Below are 22,124 nucleotides of genomic sequence, written 5' to 3'. Positions count from 1 at the left end.
CATGAAAGACACTGCCCGCGTTGTTGTGATTGGCGGGGGGGCCGTTGGCACCTCAATCCTGTATCATCTCGCTTTGGCCGGCGTAACTGATACGCTTCTACTTGAGCGCAACGAACTGACCTCCGGCTCGACCTGGCACGCAGCGGGCAACATCCCGACCTACGCGACTTCATGGCTGGGAATGCGAGCAGGAAACTACGGCTGGTCAATCTATAAAGATCTGGCCGAAAAGGTGGGCAGCGCGATCACCTATCGTCATACCTCGGCGTTCTGGCCTGCCCATACGCCGGAACGGATGGACCTGTTCCGCCATCTGTGCGGAATTTCAGAAAGCGCAGGCTTCGATCTGCAGATGCTGAGCCCGTCCGAGATGGACAAGATGCACCCGTTCTGGCACCCGGACAAATCCGTTCTGGGCGGCATTCTGGACCCTTACGAAGGTGACATTGACCCCAGCCAGCTAACGCAAGCGCTGGCCAAGGGCGCGCGGGATCTGGGCGCGCAGGTGGAACGGTTTGCGCCCGTGAAAGCCATTGACCGCAAGGCGTCAGGGGAATGGCTGGTCACTTGTGCGAAAGGCACAGTGAAGGCAGAGATCGTCATCAACGCAGGTGGCTTCTACGGCCGCAAAATCTCCGAGATGGCAGGATTGCCTGCCCCGGTGGTCACGCTCGAGCACCAGTATCTTGTGACCGAACCGCTCAAAGCGTTGGAGGATCATGCCGGTCTTTTCCCACTGGTGCGTGACCCCGATATCCGCTTCTATCTGCGCCGCGAACGCAACGCTTTCCTTGTTGGTTCCTACGCCCATGATGGTCGCCCCGCGTGGGAGGAGGACGGCCCGCCGGATGACTTTGCGCATCAGCTTTTCCCTGACAGTGTTGAGGATATTCTGGATGTGCTGGAGGCGACGATGGTCCATGTGCCGCTGCTTGGCGAAGCGGGCGCGCAGCGGTTTGTCAACGGCCCCATCGCCTATGCCCCAGATGCCCTGCCGCTGGTCGGTCCGGCGGCGGGTGCGCCGAATTTCTATCAAGCGACTGGCGTGCAGGTTGGCATCACCCATTCGGCCGCTATCGGCAAAGCGATGGCCGAATGGATCACCGAAGGCGAAACAGAATGGGACCTCAGTGCGTGGGATCCGCGCCGCTTTGGCGATTGGACCACGCAGGACTATGCCCATTCCCGTGCCTCACAACACTATGATCTACAATATGCCATTCCATTTCCGCATCGGAACATGCAGCGTGGCCGCCCGGTGCTTTGTACCCCGCTTTATGAACGCCTGAAGGATCAGGGCGCCGTCATGGGCCAGATCGCCGGGTGGGAGCGCGCCTTCTGGTTCGAAACCGATGCGATCAAGGACAATGGCGATGCCGACCTGTCCTTCCACCACGAACCCTGGCAGGACGCTGTCGCGCAAGAATGCAAAACCGTGGCAAGAAGCGTCGGCGTCATGGATCACGGCGGTTTCACCAAATACGATCTGCGCGGCCCCGGCGCTGAGGCGTTCCTATCCAGCGTCCTGTGCGGCGGTGTTCCGAAACCGGGACGCGTCCGGCTCAGCTATATGCTGACCCCCAAGGGGCACATCTGGTCAGAAGCCACCGTTGCGCGACTGGCGAGTGACAGGTTCCTTCTATGTGGCCCGACCCTGGCCGATCTGCGAGACTTTGACTGGCTGAACGCCCACCTACCAGCAGAGGGCGTCACACTAAGCCGCGGCTACAAACACGATGCCGCTTTGATGGTCATGGGCCCCAAATCGCGAGAGGTGCTTGCCCCGCTGACCGATGCAGACCTCTCTGCCGCTGCTGCCCCGTGGCTGTCAGTGGCCGAGATCACGCTGGCCGGCTTTCCTGTCACCGCTATGCGCGTATCATACGTCGGTGAGCTGGGTTGGGAGTTGCATCTGGCCTCCGAGCACCTTGTAGCGGTCTACGACACGATCGTGACGCGCGTGAACGAGGTTGGCGGCTGCCAGTTCGGCTCCTACGCGCTGAACGCGATGCGGATCGAAAAAGGTTATCACGGATGGGGTTCGGATTTCGGAACGGAATATACGCTTTACGATGCGGGTCTGGGCCGGTTTGCCAATATGAATAAGGGGGAGTTCATCGGACGCGATGCGGTCGAGCGGCAGTCTGGCGAGGAGGCCAACTGGGAATGGATCGGGCTGGAAATCAGTGACGACAGCCCCGAACCGCTTGCCTCTGATCCGATCCTGAAGGATGGCGAATGGATCGGGTACGTGACCTCAGCCAGCCAAGGCTATCGCACCGGAACACATTGTGTTCTGGCTTATATCAAGCGCGGATCACTGGGTATGGGGGCCGATTGCACGGTGCGTGTGCTTGGCCAGCCCCGCAACGCTCGGCGGCATAATCCCCATGTCTATGACCCGGACAATCTGAAAATGAAGGCCTGAACGACTAAAGGCGTCTGTATGAATAGGCACCTTTTTCTTTTGTCTGAAACTCAATTGGGCCGATGCGATGAAATCGCTGATTTCCTACCGTGATGGCCGCGTTCTGGATGAGCCCTAGGCGCGCCCTTTCACCTCGGCCCAGACACTGTCCAAGGCGGCTTTCAGGATCGCAGTTGCCTCGTCGATCTTATCTTCGTTGATAATCAACGGCGGCATAAAACTAATCCGATCGGGCGGGACGGACCGCAAGTACAGCCCCGCGTGTGGGCGCGATCCTGCACCATCGTCCCCACCTTCAGCGCCGGATCCCACAGCGCACGCGTCCCTTTGCCCTGCACCAGTTGAATACCGCAAAACAGACCGATCCCGCGCACATGACCGATCAGATCTATGTCGCCATAGATTTTCAGCGCCTCCGACGCGACGGCGGCACCGACAAGGTGACCAACATAGGTGAACTCGTGGCCCAACACGCTGGATGCGTCTGAGCTCAGCATCAGATCGTCAAAGAAATCCTGCCGGAACATGATCGCCGATATCGGGAAAAACGCAGCGGTCAGCGCCTTGGCGCAGGTGGTGCTATCAGGGGTTAGATCGAAGGCCTCTACGCCCCAGTAATGCCCGGTGCGGCCAAAGCCGCAAACGGTCTCGTCCACATGGAAATGAATGTCATACTTCCGGATCACGGTCTGCATCGCCTGCCAATTTCCCTTTGGCGGGCGGATCGCGCCGCCGCCGGATTGCACCGGCTCAGCAAAGAAGGCGACGATTGTGTCAGATCCCGCCTCCAGTACGGTGGCTTCGAACTCAGCCGCCATTCGGGCAGAGAACTCCTCCTCGGTTTCACCGGCCTCGGCATTTAAATAGTAGTTCGACGTCGACAGCTTGAGAAAATCATGCATCGGCAGACCAAAGCCCGCATGAATGTGAGGCTGGCCGGACAGAGCACCGCTGCTTTCGACGTTAGTGCGCGCGCCAAATCCGCGGCTCTTGGATGGGACCTCCCGTAAAATGTCGGCGCGAAAGGCAGTTCCTGAATCTGATCCATGGCCGCCCGCGCCAGCCGGTCGTCATGATTACCCAATGACACGCATCCCAACCCGAAAAAGCCGTCTATGATGCTTTGCCCATCATCCGTTTCAATCCGGACCCCTTGGCCGCGCGTCACCATCGCGTTGGGGCCATCTCGCTGGTGCAGGCGGGCGTTCGTCTGTCCATGCACATGGAACTGACGGTCCCAAGCGCGGGGTGAATCGACGTCTGCGAGCTTGTCCATATGGATCTTGATCATCTGTGCCGGGCGTATTCTTGGCGAAAAAATATTGAGCAACACTCGCGTTAATCGTAGGTTTTCATGAACAACTTTCATGCAGAGATCAGTATGGAAAATCCGCGACTAGACATCCGCCACCTGCAGATGATCCGCGCCATTGGGAAAACCGGTCGCGTCGTTGACGCGGCCGATGAGTTGGGCCTGACACCGTCAGCGCTGTCCCACAGAATCCGCGAAGCAGAACGCAGGCTGGGTGTGCCCCTGTTTGAACGCATGCACAAGCGTTTGCGCATGACGGCTGCCGCCGAGTATCTTGCCCGATTCAGCGACAAGTTTCTGAGCGAGATGTATGTGATCGAAGATGAAGTGCGTCGGATGAATGCGGGCATTGATCACGTCGTGCGCATCGCGGTGGAAAACTACAGCGCCTATCACTGGTTCCCCGCGTTTCTGCAAATGTTTCGCGCTAAACACCCGGCGATCGATATTCAAATAATGGCTGGTTACCGTCGTGACATGGTCACATCGCTTCTGGACCGTCAGATTGACTTGGCCATCGTCGCCGGAGAGTCGAGCCATGCAGCGACGCGGTCGTTGCATCTCTTTCAGGATCCTCTTGTATTCGTGTGCGCGCCGGAACACCCGCTGGCCGGGGCTGCATCGGTATCTGCGCGTGATATCGAAGGGCAACGGTTTATCACATTCACCAAGATCCCCGAGCCTGATCAAGAATTTGCAAGACTGTTTCGAGCAGAACGTCGCTATCCCAACTGGACTGCAGCCGTTGAGTTGCCCGAAGCCATTGTCGAATTGGTTGCTGCAAACCAAGGTACAAGCATTCTGGCGCAATGGGCCGTCTCACCACACGTGGCGTCCAAGCGTATCCTGGCAATACCGCTTGGCCCCGATCCGGTGCTCATGAATTGGAGTTGCAAGTTCCGCACAGACGAACCTGAAGATGGGCCGGTGCTCCGCGTCGCGCATGCGCTAAAGGACTGGGAAATCGCTGGAAGGGCGTCTCGCCCCCCTACTGTGTCTTCGACAAGGATCAGCGCGTCACCCATGCCGCAATCACCGAGAACAAGCGCCTCAGTTCCGTCCCGGAGTTCATCGAAGAAGAACAGGACAAAGCGCCACTGAAGAAACGATGTGCCAGCAAACAACGTTCAAGTTACAAGCCAAACGGTCATCGCAACGACGGTTGAATCTCATTGGCTGATCGTAAGCGCATCAACAACCGCAAGGCCAGCTGGGGCTACGGTTTATGAAGCCTCTGCACTATCAGGCTTTGCTGCCGCCGCGCACTATGGTGATATTTGCAGTTTGCAGAACCAGCGACGTTTCTACTTGATTGCAACCAGTGCCGAAACATTGAAAACCTGCGATACTGCTAACACTGGTTGGAGGAAACCACTTGCGCTGCATTGATTAAGATTTACGCCAGTGCCGTGTCATGAAGATTTCTTTGTTCCATGTAACAATCAGTTCAGCATCCACCGTCGTATGCCCGAGCGATGAACACGCAGTCAAAGTAACTGAAACCTTGGCGGTTCCGTCAGGTCGTTCAAAAATCATTTTGTGATCAACGTTTGTCTCTTGCTCGACGACATCCGAGGTCTTCAATCTATGCACCATGTCTGTTTCGTAGCTAAAAACAGTACCCATCTGAGGGAATGCAGTCTTCACCAGTGGTTGGCGCCAGCCCATCTCGATACAGTTGTCACGGGTTTTATTCCAACGTGTCAGCCTGTCAGCAGCAGAAGTGAAATGCGATTTCTCTTCTGGCAAATCTTCTGCAGGCGGAAGAGGTTCGCTTAAGTCGGAAGGCTTATTGGCCATCAAAGGAAGAACAAATTCTCCATCATCCAGACTCAAGTCACCTTTCGGTGCCGCCGCGTGAATGAGCGGCCAGTAAGACGAAGAGAACGCTAGTCGGATGCGATGTCCTTTGCGGATGCGGTAGGCGGTTGAGTGAAAACGGATGTCTGCGTTAAATGCGTCGGATTTTGCAGAGGGCGAAATGCGATCCAGGTTCTCATCCAGCGACAGATTCCTGACGCCATAGGTTATACGTGCCGACACGCCGTCAGAATTTACATCACTGAGTCTTGCGATAATCTGATTTGGTTTGTCTTTCGTTTCTCCATGTAACCTCAAAACGACCGACCCATAGATTATCAGATCCTCTGTAAGAGGCGCTGTTTCGAAAACCAAAGAACGGGAATCATCAAAGTTTTGATCAAGGGGTAAACCGCCGGTTCGGCCAAAATACCCTGTATCCCCTGCGCTTTGCCCCACCGTCGGATCTGCTGGAACGATCCACCGCTCGTGGTTGGTATTGGATTTTAGTGAAGACAGGGAAATTTCCTGAACTTTTGTTTCTTGGATCGTTGGGCCACTTTCTATCCATTTCCCTGTGGCCATGGATAAAAAATCCTTCGGATCAACGTATTCGCGTAACCAAACCCGAAGCTGCGGCCAGTTTGGCGTTTGCGACGTGTCTGACTTCAGCCAGTGATCCCACCAATCCAGAGCCAGTTTCTGAAACCCGACGGCGGGTCCGGGCGACCCTTGATCTGGATAGTGGTGACCCCAAGGGCCGACCACCCCCCAAACCCGGGTGGGTCGCGCATCAACCAGAGACATTACCGAATTGGAATAGCGATCGCTCCACCCTCCAATAGCCAGAACCGGGACAGAAAGTGCATCTGCTTGATGAATGACAGAACCGTGTCGCCAGTATTGCCCCCTACCATCCTCGCGCAGCCAGTTTTCCAATGGAAACGTAAGGTTCTCAATTCTCTCTTTCCACAGCGCTTTCCAATCTGTCCCGACATTTGCCGTTGGAGGCGAGGCCAGAATAGCCGGAAGCGTCGCACCCCATTCGAACGTATCCGACAAAACGCAACCGCCCATATAGTGGATGTCATCCTCAAAACGGTCATGGGTTGCGCAAACAGCGATCGCCGCCTTCAGCGCATCGGGCGCATTCACACTGGCCTGCAACGATGCCGTACCGCCCCAGGACGTGCCGAACATTCCCACACGGCCATTGCACCAAGGTTGCGCAGCCAGCCACTTGATCACTTGTCGCGCATCGTCCAATTCAGCCTGCGCATACATATCCGGCATGTGCCCTTCGCTGTCGCCCGAGCCCCGCATGTCAACCCGAATGCAGGCGTAGCCGTGGGCTGCAAAGTAGGGGTGGTTCCTTTCATCTCGCGCGCGCACCATGTCGGTTTTGCGGTACGGGATGTATTCCAAAATGGCAGGAACAGGCATCTGTGTTACCGGGCGCCACAGACGGCCTGCCAAACGTACGCCATCAGGCATTTCGATCCATAGATGGTCTGTCTCTGACACTTTGAAGGGATGATCGGTTTGATCGGTCATTTTGATCCGCCGCGTGGAATCCATGTCTGCCTCACTTCTGCAAATCCAGATCGAACATGCAATAGTTTCGTGCTATTCGTCCAAAAATAGAATTTGACTTTAAAATTCTAGTCTGCTTTCAATTTGGATAGAGTTTAACCACTCCACTCATTTTTCGGAGACCCGCATGTCATCTGACAAAGTTGTCGCCTTGCCATCCGCTATTTCTTCGCTGGGCAGCGAGGTTCGGCAATTACGCAAAGCCCGTCAGCTTACGCTGAAGCAACTGAGCGAAGAAGCGGGCATCTCCCTCAGCCACGTGTCGGCGATTGAGCGCGGGGTATCCAAGCCTTCTGTTGACGTATTGCAAACTATCGCCAGCGCACTCAGCGTCACGCCAGATTGGTTCTTTGCCCGCCGCGCTGGGGCGGGTCCAATGGAACAGGCTTTTGTTGTGCGCGCCCAGAACCGTCGTGCACTGAACACGCTTTACGGTCAGGACGCGGCTGAACTTGGATATACCGATCACCTTCTTTCCAGTTCGATCGGAGGACAGTTTTATATGGGTCTGGCAGTCTACGCGCCTCATTCCGAGCGCCCGGAAGAACCGCTGCAAAAGCACGAAGGCGAAGAGCACGGGCTGGTTTTGGAAGGCGAGCTGGAGATGCAGATCGGGGATGAGTTCATCACCCTGCGCGCCGGGGACAGCTACAGCTTTGACGCACGCATCCCGCACCATGCCCGCAACCGCACCGATCAGGTCTGTCGGTTGATCTGGGCCGTCTCACCTGTCGTCATTCCCAAGGATGTCGTCGCAACGCAGCCTTCTAACCGGGAAACGTCCTCATGAGCAGCGACGCCCTGTTGCAACCCTATAAACTGAAGCACCTGACCCTGAAAAACAGGATCATGACCACCAGTCATGAACCCGCCTATCCCGAAGACGGAATGCCTAAGGAACGCTATCGCGCCTATCACGAAATGCGCGCGAAAGCCGGCGTTGCGATGACGATGACCGCTGGCTCTGCCACCGTCAGCCGTGACAGCCCCCCGGTGTTCAACAACATCCTCGCCTACAAAGATGAGGTCGTGCGCTGGATGGGTGAATTGACGGATGCCTGCCACGCCCATGGCTGCGCCGTGATGATCCAGCTGACCCACCTGGGTCGGCGTACCGGTTGGAACAAAGGTGACTGGTTACCGTCAGTTTCGCCCTCACATTATCGCGAACCAGCGCATCGGGCCTTTCCGAAGAAGATGGAAGACTTCGACATCGAGCGGATCGTGACCGACTATGCCGATGCGGCCGAACGCATGCAGGCCGCCGGTTTGGACGGGATCGAGTTGCAGGCCTACGGGCATCTGCTGGACCAGTTCTGGTCGCCGCTGACCAACACGATGGACGCACCGTTCGGAGGTGATCTCGACAACCGACTGCGCTTTGGCTTCTTGGTCCTGGATGCGATCCGCGACCGTGTAGGACCAGAGTACATTGTCGGCGTTCGCTATACTGCCGATGAGGTTGAAAAGGGCGGCATCACCGAGGAAGAAGGGCTCGAGATCGCGCGCAGGCTGCGCGACAGCGGTCAGGTGGATTTCCTGAATGTCATTCGCGGGCGCATTCACACCGACCCTGCCATGACGGACGTGATCCCTGTGCAGGGCATGAAAAGCGCGCCGCATCTGGATTTCGCCGGGCGGGTGCGGGCCGAAACGGGCATGCCGACCTTCCATGCTTCGCGCATCCCTGACGTGGCGACGGCTAGACATGCGGTGTCCTCGGGGCTTTTGGATATGGTGGGGATGACCCGCGCGCACATGGCCGACCCGATGATCGTTTCCAAGGTTCAAGCCGGACAGGAAGATGACATCCGGCCCTGCGTCGGCGCGACCTATTGTTTGGATCGAATTTATCAAGCGGGCGAAGCGCTGTGCATCCACAACCCTGCCACCGGGCGTGAACTGACCATGCCGCATGTAATACCTGCGGCGGACACGCGCCGCCGGGCAGTCATTGTGGGCGCAGGTCCCGGTGGGTTGGAGGCCGCGCGCGTCGCCGCAGAACGCGGGCACGATGTCACCGTTCTGGAAGCCGCCCCCGAACCTGGTGGGCAGGTGCGCCTTACAGCACAATCCAAGCGCCGGGCCGAGATGATCGGGATCATCGATTGGCGCATGGCGCAATGTGCTGCGCGGGACGTTCAGTTTCAGTTCAACACATATGCCGAAGCCAGTGACGTGACCGCGCTGTCACCGGATATGGTCGTGATTGCGACCGGGGGCCTGCCGAATACAACGATCCTCGATTCGGGCAATGAGCTGGCGGTATCCGCCTGGGATATCCTATCCGGCGACGTGCAGCCGGGCGAAAACGTGCTGATCTATGACGATGCAGGAGATCACCCGGCCCTGATGGCCGCCGAGGTCATCGCAGCCACCGGCGCACGGGTCGAAATCATGACCCGGGATCGCAGTTTCGCACCTGAAGTGATGGCAATGAATCTGGTGCCCTATATGCGGTCCCTGCAGAAAACCGGAGCCGTGTTCACTGTCACCCGAACCCTGCAAGCGATCGAAAAATCAGGCAATCAGCTGCAAGCCCATATTGGCACCGACTATTCTGATCTGGTCGAAAAAAGGGAATATGATCAGGTCGTTGTCAATCAAGGCACGCAGCCTCTGGACGATCTCTATTTTGATCTTAAACCTTTGTCGCGCAATCGCGGAGCAGTGAATCAGGGTGCGCTTGTCTCCGGCACAGGCGACCTGTTTCCGCAACCCAATCCCAGCGCCAGATTTGACCTGTATCGCATCGGTGACGCCGTATCGGCTCGCAACATTCACGCAGCAATCTACGACGCCCTGCGTATGGGCATCCAATGGTAGCAAGCGCAGGGAGGCAGCGCCAATAAAGGAATTTTGAATAATTTTTCTTGCGAAGAAGAAAAACAAACGTAGGATTTCCGACATATATAGCGAGCGTAGGGAGGATTCGTGAGCCAGGGCAAATCGAAAAAACAAACCCGCACCGCCAGCGAAGAGGGCCTTGCAGCCTTCGGTGCCGAGGTGCGCCAGCTGCGCAAAGCGCGCCAGATGACCCTGGCCGAGCTTGCGACCAGCAGCGGTGTTTCGATCAGCCATCTCAGCGCGATTGAGCGCGGAACCGTCAGCGCGTCTCTCAACAAGATCTCTCGCATTGCCGATGCTCTTGGCGTCCCTGAGGAATGGTTTTTCAACCACCGCCCCGGCTCTGGCCCGTTGGAGCGCGCCTATGTCGTGCGCCAGTCCAACCGACGAAACCTGAACATGCTGTATGACGAACCGGCCGAGCAATCCGGTTATGCCGATCAGTTACTGTCCAGCTCCATCGGCGGTGGGTTTTGTATGGGCGTCTCGGACTACCGCCCTTATTCCGAACAGGTGGTAGACCAATATTTCTCGCGCGATGGCGAGATGCACGGGGTCATTCTGGACGGTGAGCTAGAACTGGTGCTCGAGGACGAAACCGTAACCTTGCGCACCGGTGACAGTTTCAGCTTTCCCGGAGACATTCTTCACGTCCTGCGCAACGTATCCAATCAACCTGCGCGCATGATCTGGGTGAACTCACCCGTGATCATTCCAAGATTCTCAGCGCTCGGCGCTGATGAGCAACTGCCACAGTCACACAAGAAAAAGAACGGATAACGCCTGCTGGCACCTGAAGTCGCGGGCACGCCTGCCCGCAAGCAACCAAACCGGACAGATGCCCGGATACGAAGACAAACAGGGAGTAAGCAAATGAGTTCGATTTTTAAGGGGGACGTTTCCCGACGCTCCGTTCTGGCCGGTGCCGGTGCATTGGGCGCGGCCAGCCTCGCATTTCCCCATATGGCAGTTAGTGCCGATGGCTCAGTTCTGACCATCCGGTCCTATAGCGATTTGCAAGTGCTGGACCCGGCCTTCTGGCTGGCTCTGCCCGAGGCCGACATCATGCGGTCGATCTATGCCCCGCTGGTCTCAAACCAACAGGGCGATGAGTGGAACTGGCGCCCCGTTGCTGTTGAAAGCATCGAACAGCTGGACGACCTGACTATCGCCTTCAAACTGCGCGACAATATCGGTTTCACAGACGGCTTCGGTCAGATGACCGCCGATGACGTGAAGTTCTCGATCGAGCGTATCGCTGACCCAGCGAATGAAAGCCCCTATGCGGGTGACTGGACCGCGCTGAAAGAGGTCGAAGTAAAAGACACCCTTTCGGGCTTGATTCATCTGAAAAACAAATTCGTGCCGCTGTGGACAACCACGCTGCCGACCCCCGCCTCGTGTATCGTTTCGCGCAAAGCGGTCGAAGAAATCGGCGGAAAGATCGGGTCAGAGCCTGTGGCGCAATCTGGCCAGTACATTCTGACTGAATGGGTTCCCAAGCAGAAAACCGTTCTAAAGCGCAACCCGGATTGGGCTTATGAACCTGGCGGGTATGAGGAAATCCACATCCTACCCATTGAGGACCCCTCGACAGCCGAGCTGGGTTTTGAAGCTGGTGATCTGGACTACACCTGGACTTCGGTATCCTCTCTGCCGCGGCTTAAGGAAAACCCGCCGGCGGGATCGGTTGTCGAGGAAAAACCCTCGCTGGCCTATGTCTGGCTGGGAATGAATCAGGACAACGAAGCACTGAAAGACGTTCGCATCCGCCGTGCCATTCAGCACGCGATTGACCGGCAGACTGTGGTTGACGCGGCCTATTTCGGCGCAGCGGCCGTAGGCAACGGTATCATCGCCCCTGGCCTGCCGGGCAGCCGGGATAGCGTGACATACGACTACGACCCCGATAAAGCGCGCGAACTGCTGGCCGAAGCGGGTGCGGAAGGCATGACCGTCACGCTCGACATCCTGAACCAGTCCGAACGCCTGACGGCGGCTCAGGTCATACAGGCCAATCTGGCCGATGTGGGGATCACCTGCGAGATCAAGCAAAATGACAGTGGGACGTTCTGGACGCTTGGTTCCAAGGACGGCGACTATTTCATGGATCTTCAGTTGGTGCTCAGCCGGTTTTCGATGAACCCTGACCCAAGCTGGGCGACGGTCTGGTTCACGCCGGAACAGGTTGGCGTCTGGAACTGGGAACGGTTCAACAACGCGGAATACAAGGCGCTGCACGACGAAGGTCTGGTCGAAAGCGATCCGGCCAAGCGCGATGAGATCTACAAGAAGATGCAAGGTCTCATGGATGAAAGTGGCTGCTATGTCTTCCTGACGCACGAAGTGGTCGGCCTGATCCACAAGGATACGGTCAATCCGGGCCTGAAACCGAATGGCGAGCCGCTGCTGCCGCTGTTCAAACCCGCCTGATCCACGCAAACGGGCGGCGTATGGCCGCCGCCCGCACGGCCTTTTGGGGGGCGCGTATGCTGAGCTATTTTTTCAAACGGCTTGGGCTGGCTGCCGCGATCGTTTCGGTCGCCATGTTCCTGCTGTTTTGTATGATCTACCTGATCCCCGGCGACCCGGCCTCGGTTGCGCTGGGGCCTCGGGCAACCGAGGAAATGCGCGCCGCCCTGCGCGAAAAAATGGGGCTGAACCAGCCGGTTCTGGTTCAGTTCTGGAACTTTTACATCGGAGCCTGGACAGGTGATTTAGGGGATGAGGTTCTATCGGGTCGTCCCGTCACTACGGTCGTGTTCGAACAACTGCCCTATACGCTGGCCTTGATCGTCGGCGGTATCACGTGGTCGGTTGCGCTTGGTATTCCGCTGGGTTGCTGGGCGGCGGTCAGCCGCGGCAGCTGGGCCGACCGGATCGTTGGCATCCTGTCCGTTGCAGTGATTGCCGTGCCCTCGTTCGTGATCGCGATCTATGCGCTGCTGATCTTTGCCGTTGAATTGCGCTGGCTGCCTGCCATTGGCGCAGGCGAACCCGGCAATCTCGGCGATCAACTCACGCACCTGGTCCTGCCTTCGCTGGCGGTTGGTCTGGGCTGGGTCGGCTATATCGCCCGAATGGTGCGCGCCTCTATGCTCGAAGTGCTTGAGGCCAGCCATATCCGCACCGCCCGCGCCTTTGGCCTGCCGGATCGAACGATCACCTACCGCTATGCCCTGTCGATTGCGATCCTGCCCACGGTCACGTTGCTGGGCGTGGGCATCGGTCAAATGCTCTCATCGGCAGTCTTTGCCGAGATCGTCTTTGCCCGCCCCGGCGTCGGCAAGCTGGTCTATGACGCCATCCTGACCCGCAACTTCCCCATCGTGACAGGAACCGTTCTGATCACGACAGTCCTGTTCGTTCTGCTCAATCTGTTGGCAGACCTCATCATCGGAGCTTTGGATCCCCGTGTCAGAAGCAGTTTCTAACCCCGCCCCCGGGCGCATGGCCGAGCTGTGGCGCCCGATCCGCAAAATCCTGCGTGAACCGCTGGGCGCGCTGGGACTATTCCTTGTGCTGTTTGTCATCTTTGGCGCCGTGTTTGCCGATTTTCTCACCAGCTGGGACCCGACGAAAATCAACCCGCGTGACCGGTTCCAAAGCCCAAGCGCGCAGCATCTGATGGGCACCGATCAGCTGGGTCGGGATCTGTTTGCCCGGGTGCTGCATGGTGGACGGATTGCGCTTTTTGTGGCTTTGGTCTCGACTGCTGTGTCGCTGGTGATAGGCATCGTTCTGGGCTTGATCGCGGGCTATGGGCCGCGTTGGCTGGACAATCTGATGATCCTTTTGTTCGACGCAATGAAAAGCTTTCCGACCGTCATGCTGGCCCTTGCGCTGGTCACGCTTATGGGGCCGTCGCTGACCGCCGTTATGGTCGTCGTCGTTCTGGTCACCGTGCCCGGTTACGCGCGGATCATTCGCACTCAGACTATCGCGTTGAAGACGTCAGAATATGTCACGGCGGCGCAAAGCATGGGCGCTTCTTCGGCGCGTATCCTGCGAGTGCATATTCTGCCGAACGTCATCGGTCCGCTGGTTATCCTCGCATCGATGGACATCCCGGTCGTCATCGGCATCGAAGCAGGGATGAGTTTTCTGGGCCTCGGTGTGCGCCCCCCGACCCCAAGCTGGGGCTCGATCCTGAATGACGGTTTCACCAATATCCGCGATACTGCCTGGATCGCGATTGCTGGCGGCGTGCCGATCATCATCACAACGCTGGGCTTTACCTTTTTGGGCGAGACGCTGCGGGACGTATTCGATCCCCGGCTGAAAGGACGCTGATGACCACGCTGCGCATAGAAAATCTGAACGTCAGCTTCTCGACCGAGGCCGGGCCGCTGCACGCGTTGAAAAACGTCAGCTTCGATGTACCCGAAAACCGGATTGTCGGTATCGTGGGCGAATCTGGCTGCGGGAAATCCACCCTGATCAACGCCATTCTTGGATTGCTGGCCGACAATGGCAGCATCGACAGCGGATCGATCCTGTTTGAGGGGCAGGATGAGCTAAACACCCTGCCCCCGTCGCGCATGCGGGACCTGCGTGGCCCGCGCATCGCAACCGTGTTTCAGGACCCGATGGGCGCGCTGAACCCTGTGATCTCGGTCGGCAAACAGATGCTGAACATTCAGTATCGCTCGCCCCTTTCAAAGGACGAAAAGCTAAGCCGCGCGGTCGAGATGCTGGAATTGGTGCGCATCCCCGATGCCCGTGCGGCGCTGGCACGGTATCCGCACCAGTTCTCGGGAGGGATGAAGCAACGCATCGCCATCGCCATGGCCTTGATGATGGAGCCCGCTCTGCTGATCGCGGACGAACCCACAACGGCGCTGGATGCGACGCTTGAGGTTACGACAATCGAACTTCTCAAGGACCTTCAGCAAAAGATCGGCTGTTCAGTCATGTTCATCTCGCACCATCTGGGTGTCATCGCCGAGCTTTGTGACGATGTCGTGGTGATGTACGCCGGGGAAGTGGTCGAGCGCGGTACCGTCCGTCAGATATTCCAGGATCCACGCCACCCCTACACAGCGCGGCTGCTGGAATGCGACCCTGCGCGGCAAAGCGAACGCACGCGGCACTTGCCGACGATACCCGGAGAAATCCCCGATCTGCGCGCACGGCCCGCGGGCTGCATCTTTGCCAACCGCTGTGACCGGGTAAGCGACGCGTGTTCGGCCCCGCCACCTGACAAGGACATCGGGGAAGGCCATGTCGCCCGCTGCTTTGTCGCGGACACACCAGCAGAAACCGGAGTGACAGCATGAGCAGCGATCCGATTCTCAAGGTCGAAGATGTTCAGGTCTCGTTTCCGGTCGGCGGACTGGGACGCCGCAGCGCGATCCTGGGTGTGGCTGGGGTGAGTTTTGAGGTCAACCGCGGCGAGACCTTTGCCCTGGTTGGCGAAAGCGGTTCTGGCAAAACAACGCTTGCGCGGGCCGTGAACGGTTTGCAAGAGATTAGCGCCGGCGCCATCACTTTTGAGGACCAGCGCATCGACGAGTTGGACCGAAAGGCGATGAAGCCCGTTCGCAAACGCATGTCGATGATGTTTCAGGACCCGGTAGGCTCCCTCTCGCCCCGCATGACCGTCGGCGATCTGGTGACCGAACCTTTCCGAATTCACGGTATAGAAGGGCGCAATCTGCGGGAAGAAGCTGACCGCCTGCTGACACTAGTAGGTTTGCCGACCAGCTTCGCGTCGCGTTTCCCGCATCAGCTATCGGGTGGACAGGCCCGACGTGTCGGCGTCGCGCGCGCCATTGCGCTGGACCCGGCGCTGATCATCGCGGATGAACCCACTGCGGGCCTGGATGTGTCGGTGCAGGGCGAAGTTTTGAACCTGCTGAATGATCTGCGCGAACGGCTGGGTCTGGCGATGGTGATCATCACCCATAACCTGCATGTGGTACATCATGTGGCGGACAGAACCGCAGTCATGTATCTGGGCCGCTTTGTCGAGGCCGGAGACACCGAACAGGTGTTCAGTGCGCCTCAACACCCCTATACGGCGGCGCTTCTGTCAGCCAACCCCGAGCCCGACCCGGACAAGACACATGACCGGATCACGCTGCCGGCCGAAGTCCCCTCGTTGCTGGCCCGCCCATCGGGATGCGAGTTCCACACCCGCTGCCCATGGGCGCAATCGCGATGCAGTGTGGATGCGCCGGAGCGGCAGGTTGCAAACGGGCGCGCTGTCGCCTGTCATTTCCCTTTGGAACCCGGCGCCCGCCCGCCGGAACTAGCAGAAAAGGCAGCGTCATGAGCGATATCGAGGTCATTGAAACCGTTTGGATTCCAATGCCTGACGGAACCAAGCTTGCTGCCCGGCTCTGGCTGCCTGAAACAACCAGAACTTCACCGATGCCCTGTATCCTTGAGTACATCCCCTACCGGCGTCGGGATCGCACGCGTATGCGCGATGAAAGCATGCACCCGCATTTCGCAGCCGCCGGGTACGCCTCAATCCGCGTCGACATAAGAGGGTATGGCGACAGTGAAGGCGTGTCCGAGGATGAGTATTCCCACCAGGAAATCCAGGACGGCCATGACATTGTCCAATGGATAGCCGATCAGGACTGGTGCGACGGAAATGTCGGCATGTTCGGCAAAAGTTGGGGGGCGTATAACGCGTTCCAAGTTGCGGCGACCCGGCCCCCGGCCCTTAAGGCAATCGCTCCGGTGATGGGCACGGATGACCGATGGCGCGAGGATATTCACTTCTACGGCGGCTGTTTGGCCAATGACAATTTCTGGTGGGGCTCAATCATGCAGCTCTACAACGCTATGCCGCCGGACCCCGAAATTGTCGGAGCTGATCGCTGGCTCGACATGTGGCGCGAACGTTTGGAAGGCGCTGAATTCTGGCCCGCCATGTGGCTGGAACACCAAACCCACGACGAAATGTGGCGACGTGGTTCGATCTGCGAGAATTACTCTGACCTACAGGTACCGGTCTACTTCTTTGGCGGCTGGATGGATCTGTATCGGGACACGCCCTTCCGCATTGCAGAACACCTCGGCGGACCAGTCAAAATCCTGATGGGACCTTGGGCGCATCTTTACCCCCATGAAGGGGTGCCCGGCCCCAAGGCCGATTTTGTCGGCGAGTTAATCCGTTTCTGGGATCATTGGCTGAAAGGGATCGACACGGGGTTAATGGATGAACCCCCATTGCGGTTTTTCTTGCAGGACAGCGCGGCGCCTTCGGGGACCCATCTGCAACGCACGGGGCGCTGGGTGGAAGAACCGTCTTGGCCGTCGCCCAATATCGCCGAGCAAACGTTCTGGCTGAATGACCAAACTCTGGGCGAAACGGCACAGTCAGGGACTGCGATGTCCATCTGCTCGCCACAGAGCTTCGGTGCCGCTGCGGGCGATATGTGCTCTTTCGCCATTCCCGGCGATATGGCAGCGGATTGCCGGATCGACGCTGGGGGGGCACTACAGTTCAAGGGGTCACCCCTGACCGAACCGCTGGACTTATTGGGTCAGCCCAGCGTTGACCTGACGGTGTCGGCGGATCAGACGCAAGCCTATGTCGCCGTGCTGCTGGTGGATGAGGCCCCGGACGGCGCGCAAACGCTGATCGCGCGGGGATTTTGCAATCTCAACCACCGCGACAGCGACACCCAACCTACGCTGATCACGCCCGGCGAAGACATGACCGTTACGGTTCCCTTGTACGGAACCGGCTATCATGTTCCCAAAGGCCACCGCATCACATTGCAAATCGCCTCAGCCTATTGGCCTGTTCTGTGGCCTGCGCCGCAGCCGGTGACACTCATGATCAAGTCCGGCATGTCCCGGCTGACCCTGCCGATCAGAGTCCAGCCTGACGGCAGCGCCGAGCCGCGTCCGCTGCCGGAACCGGAGCCCCCAAACGCGGCCCCGCGAAAAACCCATGTTCGCAATGGCTCAATGGAACGCTCGGTCCACACTGATCTGACCAATGGCGAAGTGACCCACCGATTCTTTCTGGATGGCGGTGTGTTTGGTCCGGTCGGCGATTTCCGTCTTGACGACATCGGAACGGTGCTCAGCGATGTGTCCGACCGGCGCTACACGATCCACCCCGGCGATCCCTTGTCTGCCGTCGCCACAATGGAGCAAACGGCCGGTTTCGATCGGGACGGCTGGTCCGCGAAAATCTGGACCTATTCCGAGCAACGGGCAACGGCAACCGAGTTTCACCTGACCTCACGCCTAAAAGCCTGGTCAGGTGGTGAACTCATTTTCGAAGAAGAAAAGACGCACACCATTCCCCGCAACGGAATGTAGCGCATCTTTGCGGCCACAGGAGCCTTCCAATGTCAGTCTTCCCCGAATTTGGGCCAAAATCAGAAACACATCAATTGACCATGGGCAGCCTCACCATGCGAGTCGTCGTTGAAGGCGAAGGGCCTCCGGTCGTGTTCGTCCCCGGCGGAGATCAGACGGCTGAGGCTTATTCCGAACAATTCTCGTGCCTGTCAGATCACTTTAAATGCATCACTTATGATCCACGCGGCGCGGGTGACACGCAATCGCCCCCTCCGCCCTGGTCGATGCAGGATTACGCGGCCGATTGCGCTGCGGTGATTGATGCATTCGCTGGTGGTCAGGCCGTTGTCTGCGGGTTGTCACTGGGCGGGCTGGTCACGCAGCAAACCGCAATCGACTTCCCAGAAAAGGTGCGACTGGCAATTCCGATGGGCACCTCGGCCTATATCGACGGGTTCACTCGCGACTGGATGCAGGCCGAGATCGACTTGCGCAAGGACGGCATCACCCTGCCTGATTATTTCCTGGCCCCGCACTATGCCGTTTACGCCTTTCCGGCCAAAGCGCTGCACGAGCCTGAGCTTTGGGAGCAGCTCAAAGCATCCTACACCGAGCGTTTTCGGAATCGCGACCCGCAGGCAACAATTGATCAGTGGGAAGCCTGTCTGGAATTCGACTGTCGTGAAGGGTTGAAAACCTGCCCGGTCCCGATGCATGTCATCGCCTTTTCCGAGGATGTTCAAACCGCTCCGGTCATGTGCAAGGTGGTTTCTGATCTTGCGCCGAACGGCGTGTTCCATGAAATTCCTGGCCTGGGTCATGTTTCGATGACCCGCCACAAACCAGAAATCGTGGCGGCAAAACTGCGTGAGATTTTGACCGCCGAATTGGTGCAGCAATAAGCGGCTGAAGGGTCAGATGATAATTGCTATCGCAGGATTTCAACATGAAACCAATACCTTCGTCGCCACTCCAACGCAGCTGAGCGATTTTGAGCAGGCAGATAGCTGGCCGGAATTGCTTTGGGGCCAAGACGTGCTGAACATAACCCAAGGTATGAACCTGCCCATAGCCGGTTTCGCAAAAACTGCCTTGGCGGATGGGGTCGAATTACAACCTATCCTGTGGTGCGCTGCTGAACCGTGTGGCAAGGTTACGGATCACGCCTTTGATACCATTGCCGGACATATCACCAATACGCTTGCGAACATGGCGCAGCTTGATGGGGTCTACCTGGACCTGCATGGGGCCATGGTCACAGAGTCTTTGGATGATGGGGAGGGAGAGCTGTTGTCGCGGATCAGACAGGTCATAGGTCCAGACCTGCCGCTTGTTGCAAGCCTCGATATGCATGCCAATATCTCGAGGCAGATGGTGGATCTGTCGGACGCGATGACCATTTTCCGCACCTATCCGCATCTCGACATGGCAGAAACAGGCGCGCGGGCCTTTCGAATGATGTGCGACATCTGCACAAATGGCCCGCCCGCAAAAGCGTGGCGTCAAGGGGAGTATCTGATCCCGCTGCACAGCCAGTATACTGAAGTCGCCCCCGCCAAAACGCTGTACGCCGCGTTGGATGTCTTCGACGGGCCAAACGCGCGACTGGTTGAACTCGCCGTTGGGTTTACTGCAGCGGATACGGCCGATTGTGGACCATCTGTCCTGGCTTACGGCGAGTCACAATCCGATGCCGATGCAATGGCCGCGCAGATATTCGAAAAGCTTCAAGCGGCGGAAACGCAGTTCGATACGTCTCTGCTTTGTCCGAAAGATGCTGTTGAAACTGCACGGCATGCAAATGGCAAAGGGCCTGTAGTAATCGCTGATGTGCAGGACAATCCGGGGGCTGGAGCGTCGGCCGACACGACAGGATTGCTACGTGAGTTGATGCAACAAAACGCCCCCTCGGCCATTCTCGGGTTGCTGAACGACCCGCAACTGGCGGCAAAGGCCCACGAATTGGGCGAAGGCGCGGAACTCGAGGCCGAGATTGGTGGTCGAGGTCCCGGCGACGTTCCTTTCGCCTCAAAGGTGCGCGTGCATCACCTAAGCGATGGCCAATGTCGTTATTCGGGCGAAATGTATGGTGGCGGCGTTGCTACGATGGGTCCGTCGGCCGCCTTACAGCTGATTGGAACGCAAATCCATGTCCTGGTCACCAGCATTCGAAATCAGTGTCTGGATCTGGCGCAAATACGTTTGTTCAACCTGGAGCCGGCAGACGCTCGGATACTATGTGTCAAAAGCACAACCCACTTCCGAGCTGACTTTGAACCCATCGCGCAAAAAGTCTTGAAATGTGCCGTACGGGGGCAGTTTCCGTGTCAGCTCAAGGATGTCAGGTATACCAAACTGCGACCGGGCGTGCGCATAATATAAGGGTGTCAAAGCGCCTCAGCGTCGTCTCCGCAACAGTACGAAACGGATCTGTTGCAAAGTTTCTTATTGACCGAAGAGTTGACACCGAACCCGCGGCTTATGCCGCCAGTTCTGCCAACTGGCGAAACGGGCAAACCCCAGGCGTGAGTTGGCCTTTGCGGATCATATGCGCCACTTCGATCCCGTCCAATGTAGCCGCCGCTGAAGCGAAGGCCTTGAACCCCAACATAGGCGGTGTTCGTCTCTTGATGCAGCTATGGCCCTGTTCCAAGATGTTATTTAGATACTTCCGTCTGACCATCTCGATTGGTATCGGGCAGCCAAAGCCTTTCAGCATCTTGTTTATGGATTTGATGCCAGCCGTGTTAGCTCCGCTTTTGTCGACGACAATCATTCTCGGGTGGCCGTTGACCTCCAGTAGCTACGCGAAAAATATGGCGGCGGCGGGTTTGTTTCGACGCTGCGAAAGCATGAAATCAAGTGTCTTTCCGTTCCTGTCGACAGCGCGATAGTGACAGACCTACGCTCCTTTTACCTTGATGCAAGTCTCTTCCATTCTCCTCGAACAGCCGCACGGTCCCTTTCGCCTGCACGCGACATCGGCAATTGCACCAGCGTATTTTGTGACCCAACGGATCAGTGTTGCATAATCCAGATTAACGCCGCGTTCTGCCATTTTTTCTTCCAGGTCACGGTACGACACACCGAATCGAAGGAAGACGAAATCCGAGCACAAGATAACGTCTTTCGGAAATGCGCCCTATAAAGAGATCGTCGCGATCGGCTCCCGTCATATTCCAACCCGCGTTAACAAAACTTCGTTCGAGCTGACAGGTGGGGACAGAGTTTGCGATAAAGCCGACGTCAGCTGAACGGCTTAATGCTGGTTGGACTGCCGCTCGGCGGCCCCGTTCGCGAGGAAATTTTCTTGCCCAGTCACACATCGAAACCCTGATGGGCGAATTACCGTCGCACTGCAAGATCGTCACTGCCATTGATGGGTACCCGGCCTCCCTCGCATGGCTGGGGGTGTGGCTGGAGATCATACGATCTGGCTCGGTGTCGAGCGTTTTGGCCAGACGGGAACCATTTGTGATCTCTATAAGCATCACGAGATTGATCCGCAGTCGTCACATCCGTGTTCATGCCGCGACTTGAGAGGGTCCGGTTGTCTGAGATCGATCACAGGCCAATTGCGAACTGTGTACAAGACGCACAACTGGCCTCGCCAGAGTAGCTAGTGAACTCCATGAAACCACACTCGCGGTCGGTTGAATGCCACTCGGGGAACCAGCCCCCGAGTGCAGAACGTACTGAAAACACTCACTCACGGTTAAACCGCCACCGTAACATCGCGGTCAGGTGGGTCGAAAGCATGTCAAACATAGGGAAGAATGGGTTCTGTCGCAAATTTCTTTGAGAGTTGTATAGACGAAACTGGTGAGCCGTTTATCCCGCAAGCTGGATAAACTGCTGAAACGGACGGAT

General features: G+C 57.6%; 16 protein-coding genes and 2 pseudogenes. 14 read left to right on the top strand and 4 right to left on the bottom strand.

What is annotated here, in order from left to right:
- Position 1: 1 nt before the first annotated feature.
- The gene (locus ACR0E2_RS09345; RefSeq protein WP_480446205.1) at positions 2–2,428 is read left to right on the top strand and encodes a GcvT family protein; all 2,427 of its coding nucleotides are present in this window, start codon (positions 2–4) and stop codon (positions 2,426–2,428) included.
- Between the two features lie 203 nt (positions 2,429–2,631).
- Here ACR0E2_RS09345 and ACR0E2_RS09340 read toward each other — a convergent pair whose 3' ends face one another.
- Both ACR0E2_RS09340 and ACR0E2_RS09335 read right to left on the bottom strand, forming a co-directional pair.
- Complete coding sequence (locus tag ACR0E2_RS09340) at positions 2,632–3,330, bottom strand: aminotransferase class III-fold pyridoxal phosphate-dependent enzyme (protein WP_480446204.1); 699 nt, start codon at positions 3,328–3,330, stop codon at positions 2,632–2,634.
- Positions 3,288–3,719 (bottom strand): hypothetical protein, encoded by a 432-nt coding sequence (locus ACR0E2_RS09335; RefSeq protein ID WP_480446203.1) that lies wholly within the window; start codon positions 3,717–3,719, stop codon positions 3,288–3,290. The genes ACR0E2_RS09340 and ACR0E2_RS09335 overlap by 43 nt, the downstream gene beginning before the upstream one ends.
- 63 nt (positions 3,720–3,782) lie before the next feature.
- On the opposite strand from ACR0E2_RS09335, the gene ACR0E2_RS09330 reads away from it, so the two are divergent.
- Complete coding sequence (locus ACR0E2_RS09330; RefSeq protein WP_480446202.1) at positions 3,783–4,841, top strand: LysR family transcriptional regulator; 1,059 nt, start codon at positions 3,783–3,785, stop codon at positions 4,839–4,841.
- Positions 4,842–5,129: 288 nt separating this feature from the next.
- Here ACR0E2_RS09330 and ACR0E2_RS09325 read toward each other — a convergent pair whose 3' ends face one another.
- The gene (locus tag ACR0E2_RS09325; RefSeq protein WP_480446201.1) at positions 5,130–7,094 is read right to left on the bottom strand and encodes a CocE/NonD family hydrolase; all 1,965 of its coding nucleotides are present in this window, start codon (positions 7,092–7,094) and stop codon (positions 5,130–5,132) included.
- Between the two features lie 166 nt (positions 7,095–7,260).
- Between ACR0E2_RS09325 and ACR0E2_RS09320 the strand changes: the two genes are divergently transcribed.
- From ACR0E2_RS09320 to ACR0E2_RS09270, 11 genes are all read left to right on the top strand, one after another.
- Entirely contained in the window at positions 7,261–7,923 is a 663-nt protein-coding gene (locus tag ACR0E2_RS09320) for a helix-turn-helix domain-containing protein (protein ID WP_480446200.1), read from the top strand.
- On the top strand, positions 7,920–9,959 hold the full coding sequence (locus tag ACR0E2_RS09315) for an oxidoreductase (protein ID WP_480446199.1): 2,040 nt from the start codon (positions 7,920–7,922) through the stop codon (positions 9,957–9,959). The genes ACR0E2_RS09320 and ACR0E2_RS09315 overlap by 4 nt, the downstream gene beginning before the upstream one ends.
- Before the next feature lie 108 nt (positions 9,960–10,067).
- The gene (locus ACR0E2_RS09310; RefSeq protein ID WP_171170118.1) at positions 10,068–10,760 is read left to right on the top strand and encodes a helix-turn-helix domain-containing protein; all 693 of its coding nucleotides are present in this window, start codon (positions 10,068–10,070) and stop codon (positions 10,758–10,760) included.
- Positions 10,761–10,853: 93 nt separating this feature from the next.
- Positions 10,854–12,413, top strand: a complete 1,560-nt coding sequence (locus ACR0E2_RS09305) for an ABC transporter substrate-binding protein (RefSeq protein WP_480446198.1) — start codon at positions 10,854–10,856, stop codon at positions 12,411–12,413.
- 56 nt (positions 12,414–12,469) lie between these two features.
- A complete protein-coding gene (locus ACR0E2_RS09300) occupies positions 12,470–13,414 on the top strand; it encodes an ABC transporter permease (RefSeq protein WP_171118247.1) in 945 nt (314 codons plus the stop codon).
- A complete protein-coding gene (locus ACR0E2_RS09295) occupies positions 13,395–14,273 on the top strand; it encodes an ABC transporter permease (protein ID WP_480446197.1) in 879 nt (292 codons plus the stop codon). The genes ACR0E2_RS09300 and ACR0E2_RS09295 overlap by 20 nt, the downstream gene beginning before the upstream one ends.
- Positions 14,273–15,259 (top strand): ABC transporter ATP-binding protein, encoded by a 987-nt coding sequence (locus tag ACR0E2_RS09290; RefSeq protein ID WP_480446196.1) that lies wholly within the window; start codon positions 14,273–14,275, stop codon positions 15,257–15,259. The genes ACR0E2_RS09295 and ACR0E2_RS09290 overlap by 1 nt, the downstream gene beginning before the upstream one ends.
- Entirely contained in the window at positions 15,256–16,257 is a 1,002-nt protein-coding gene (locus ACR0E2_RS09285) for an ABC transporter ATP-binding protein (protein ID WP_171205890.1), read from the top strand. The genes ACR0E2_RS09290 and ACR0E2_RS09285 overlap by 4 nt, the downstream gene beginning before the upstream one ends.
- Entirely contained in the window at positions 16,254–18,272 is a 2,019-nt protein-coding gene (locus ACR0E2_RS09280) for a CocE/NonD family hydrolase (protein ID WP_480446195.1), read from the top strand. The genes ACR0E2_RS09285 and ACR0E2_RS09280 overlap by 4 nt, the downstream gene beginning before the upstream one ends.
- Positions 18,273–18,301: 29 nt before the next feature.
- Positions 18,302–19,156 carry an alpha/beta fold hydrolase gene (locus ACR0E2_RS09275; protein WP_480446194.1) on the top strand — a complete coding sequence of 285 codons (855 nt, stop codon included), beginning with the start codon at positions 18,302–18,304 and terminating at the stop codon, positions 19,154–19,156.
- Between the two features lie 16 nt (positions 19,157–19,172).
- Positions 19,173–20,636, top strand: coding sequence for a M81 family metallopeptidase (locus tag ACR0E2_RS09270; RefSeq protein WP_480446193.1), 1,464 nt, complete (start codon positions 19,173–19,175; stop codon positions 20,634–20,636).
- A 97-nt stretch (positions 20,637–20,733) separates the two neighbouring features.
- On the opposite strand, the pseudogene ACR0E2_RS09265 reads toward ACR0E2_RS09270, so the two are convergent.
- Positions 20,734–21,375, bottom strand: a pseudogene (locus tag ACR0E2_RS09265) (IS6 family transposase).
- Positions 21,376–21,497: 122 nt separating this feature from the next.
- On the opposite strand from ACR0E2_RS09265, the pseudogene ACR0E2_RS09260 reads away from it, so the two are divergent.
- A pseudogene (locus ACR0E2_RS09260) lies at positions 21,498–21,877 on the top strand (hypothetical protein); the annotation flags it as partial.
- Between the last annotated feature and the right edge of the window lie 247 nt (positions 21,878–22,124).

The sequence above is a fragment of the Ruegeria sp. A4 genome, from assembly GCF_056543025.1.
The sequence above is the reverse complement of the archived record's forward strand: the minus strand, read 5'-3'. Positions and strand labels throughout refer to the sequence as shown.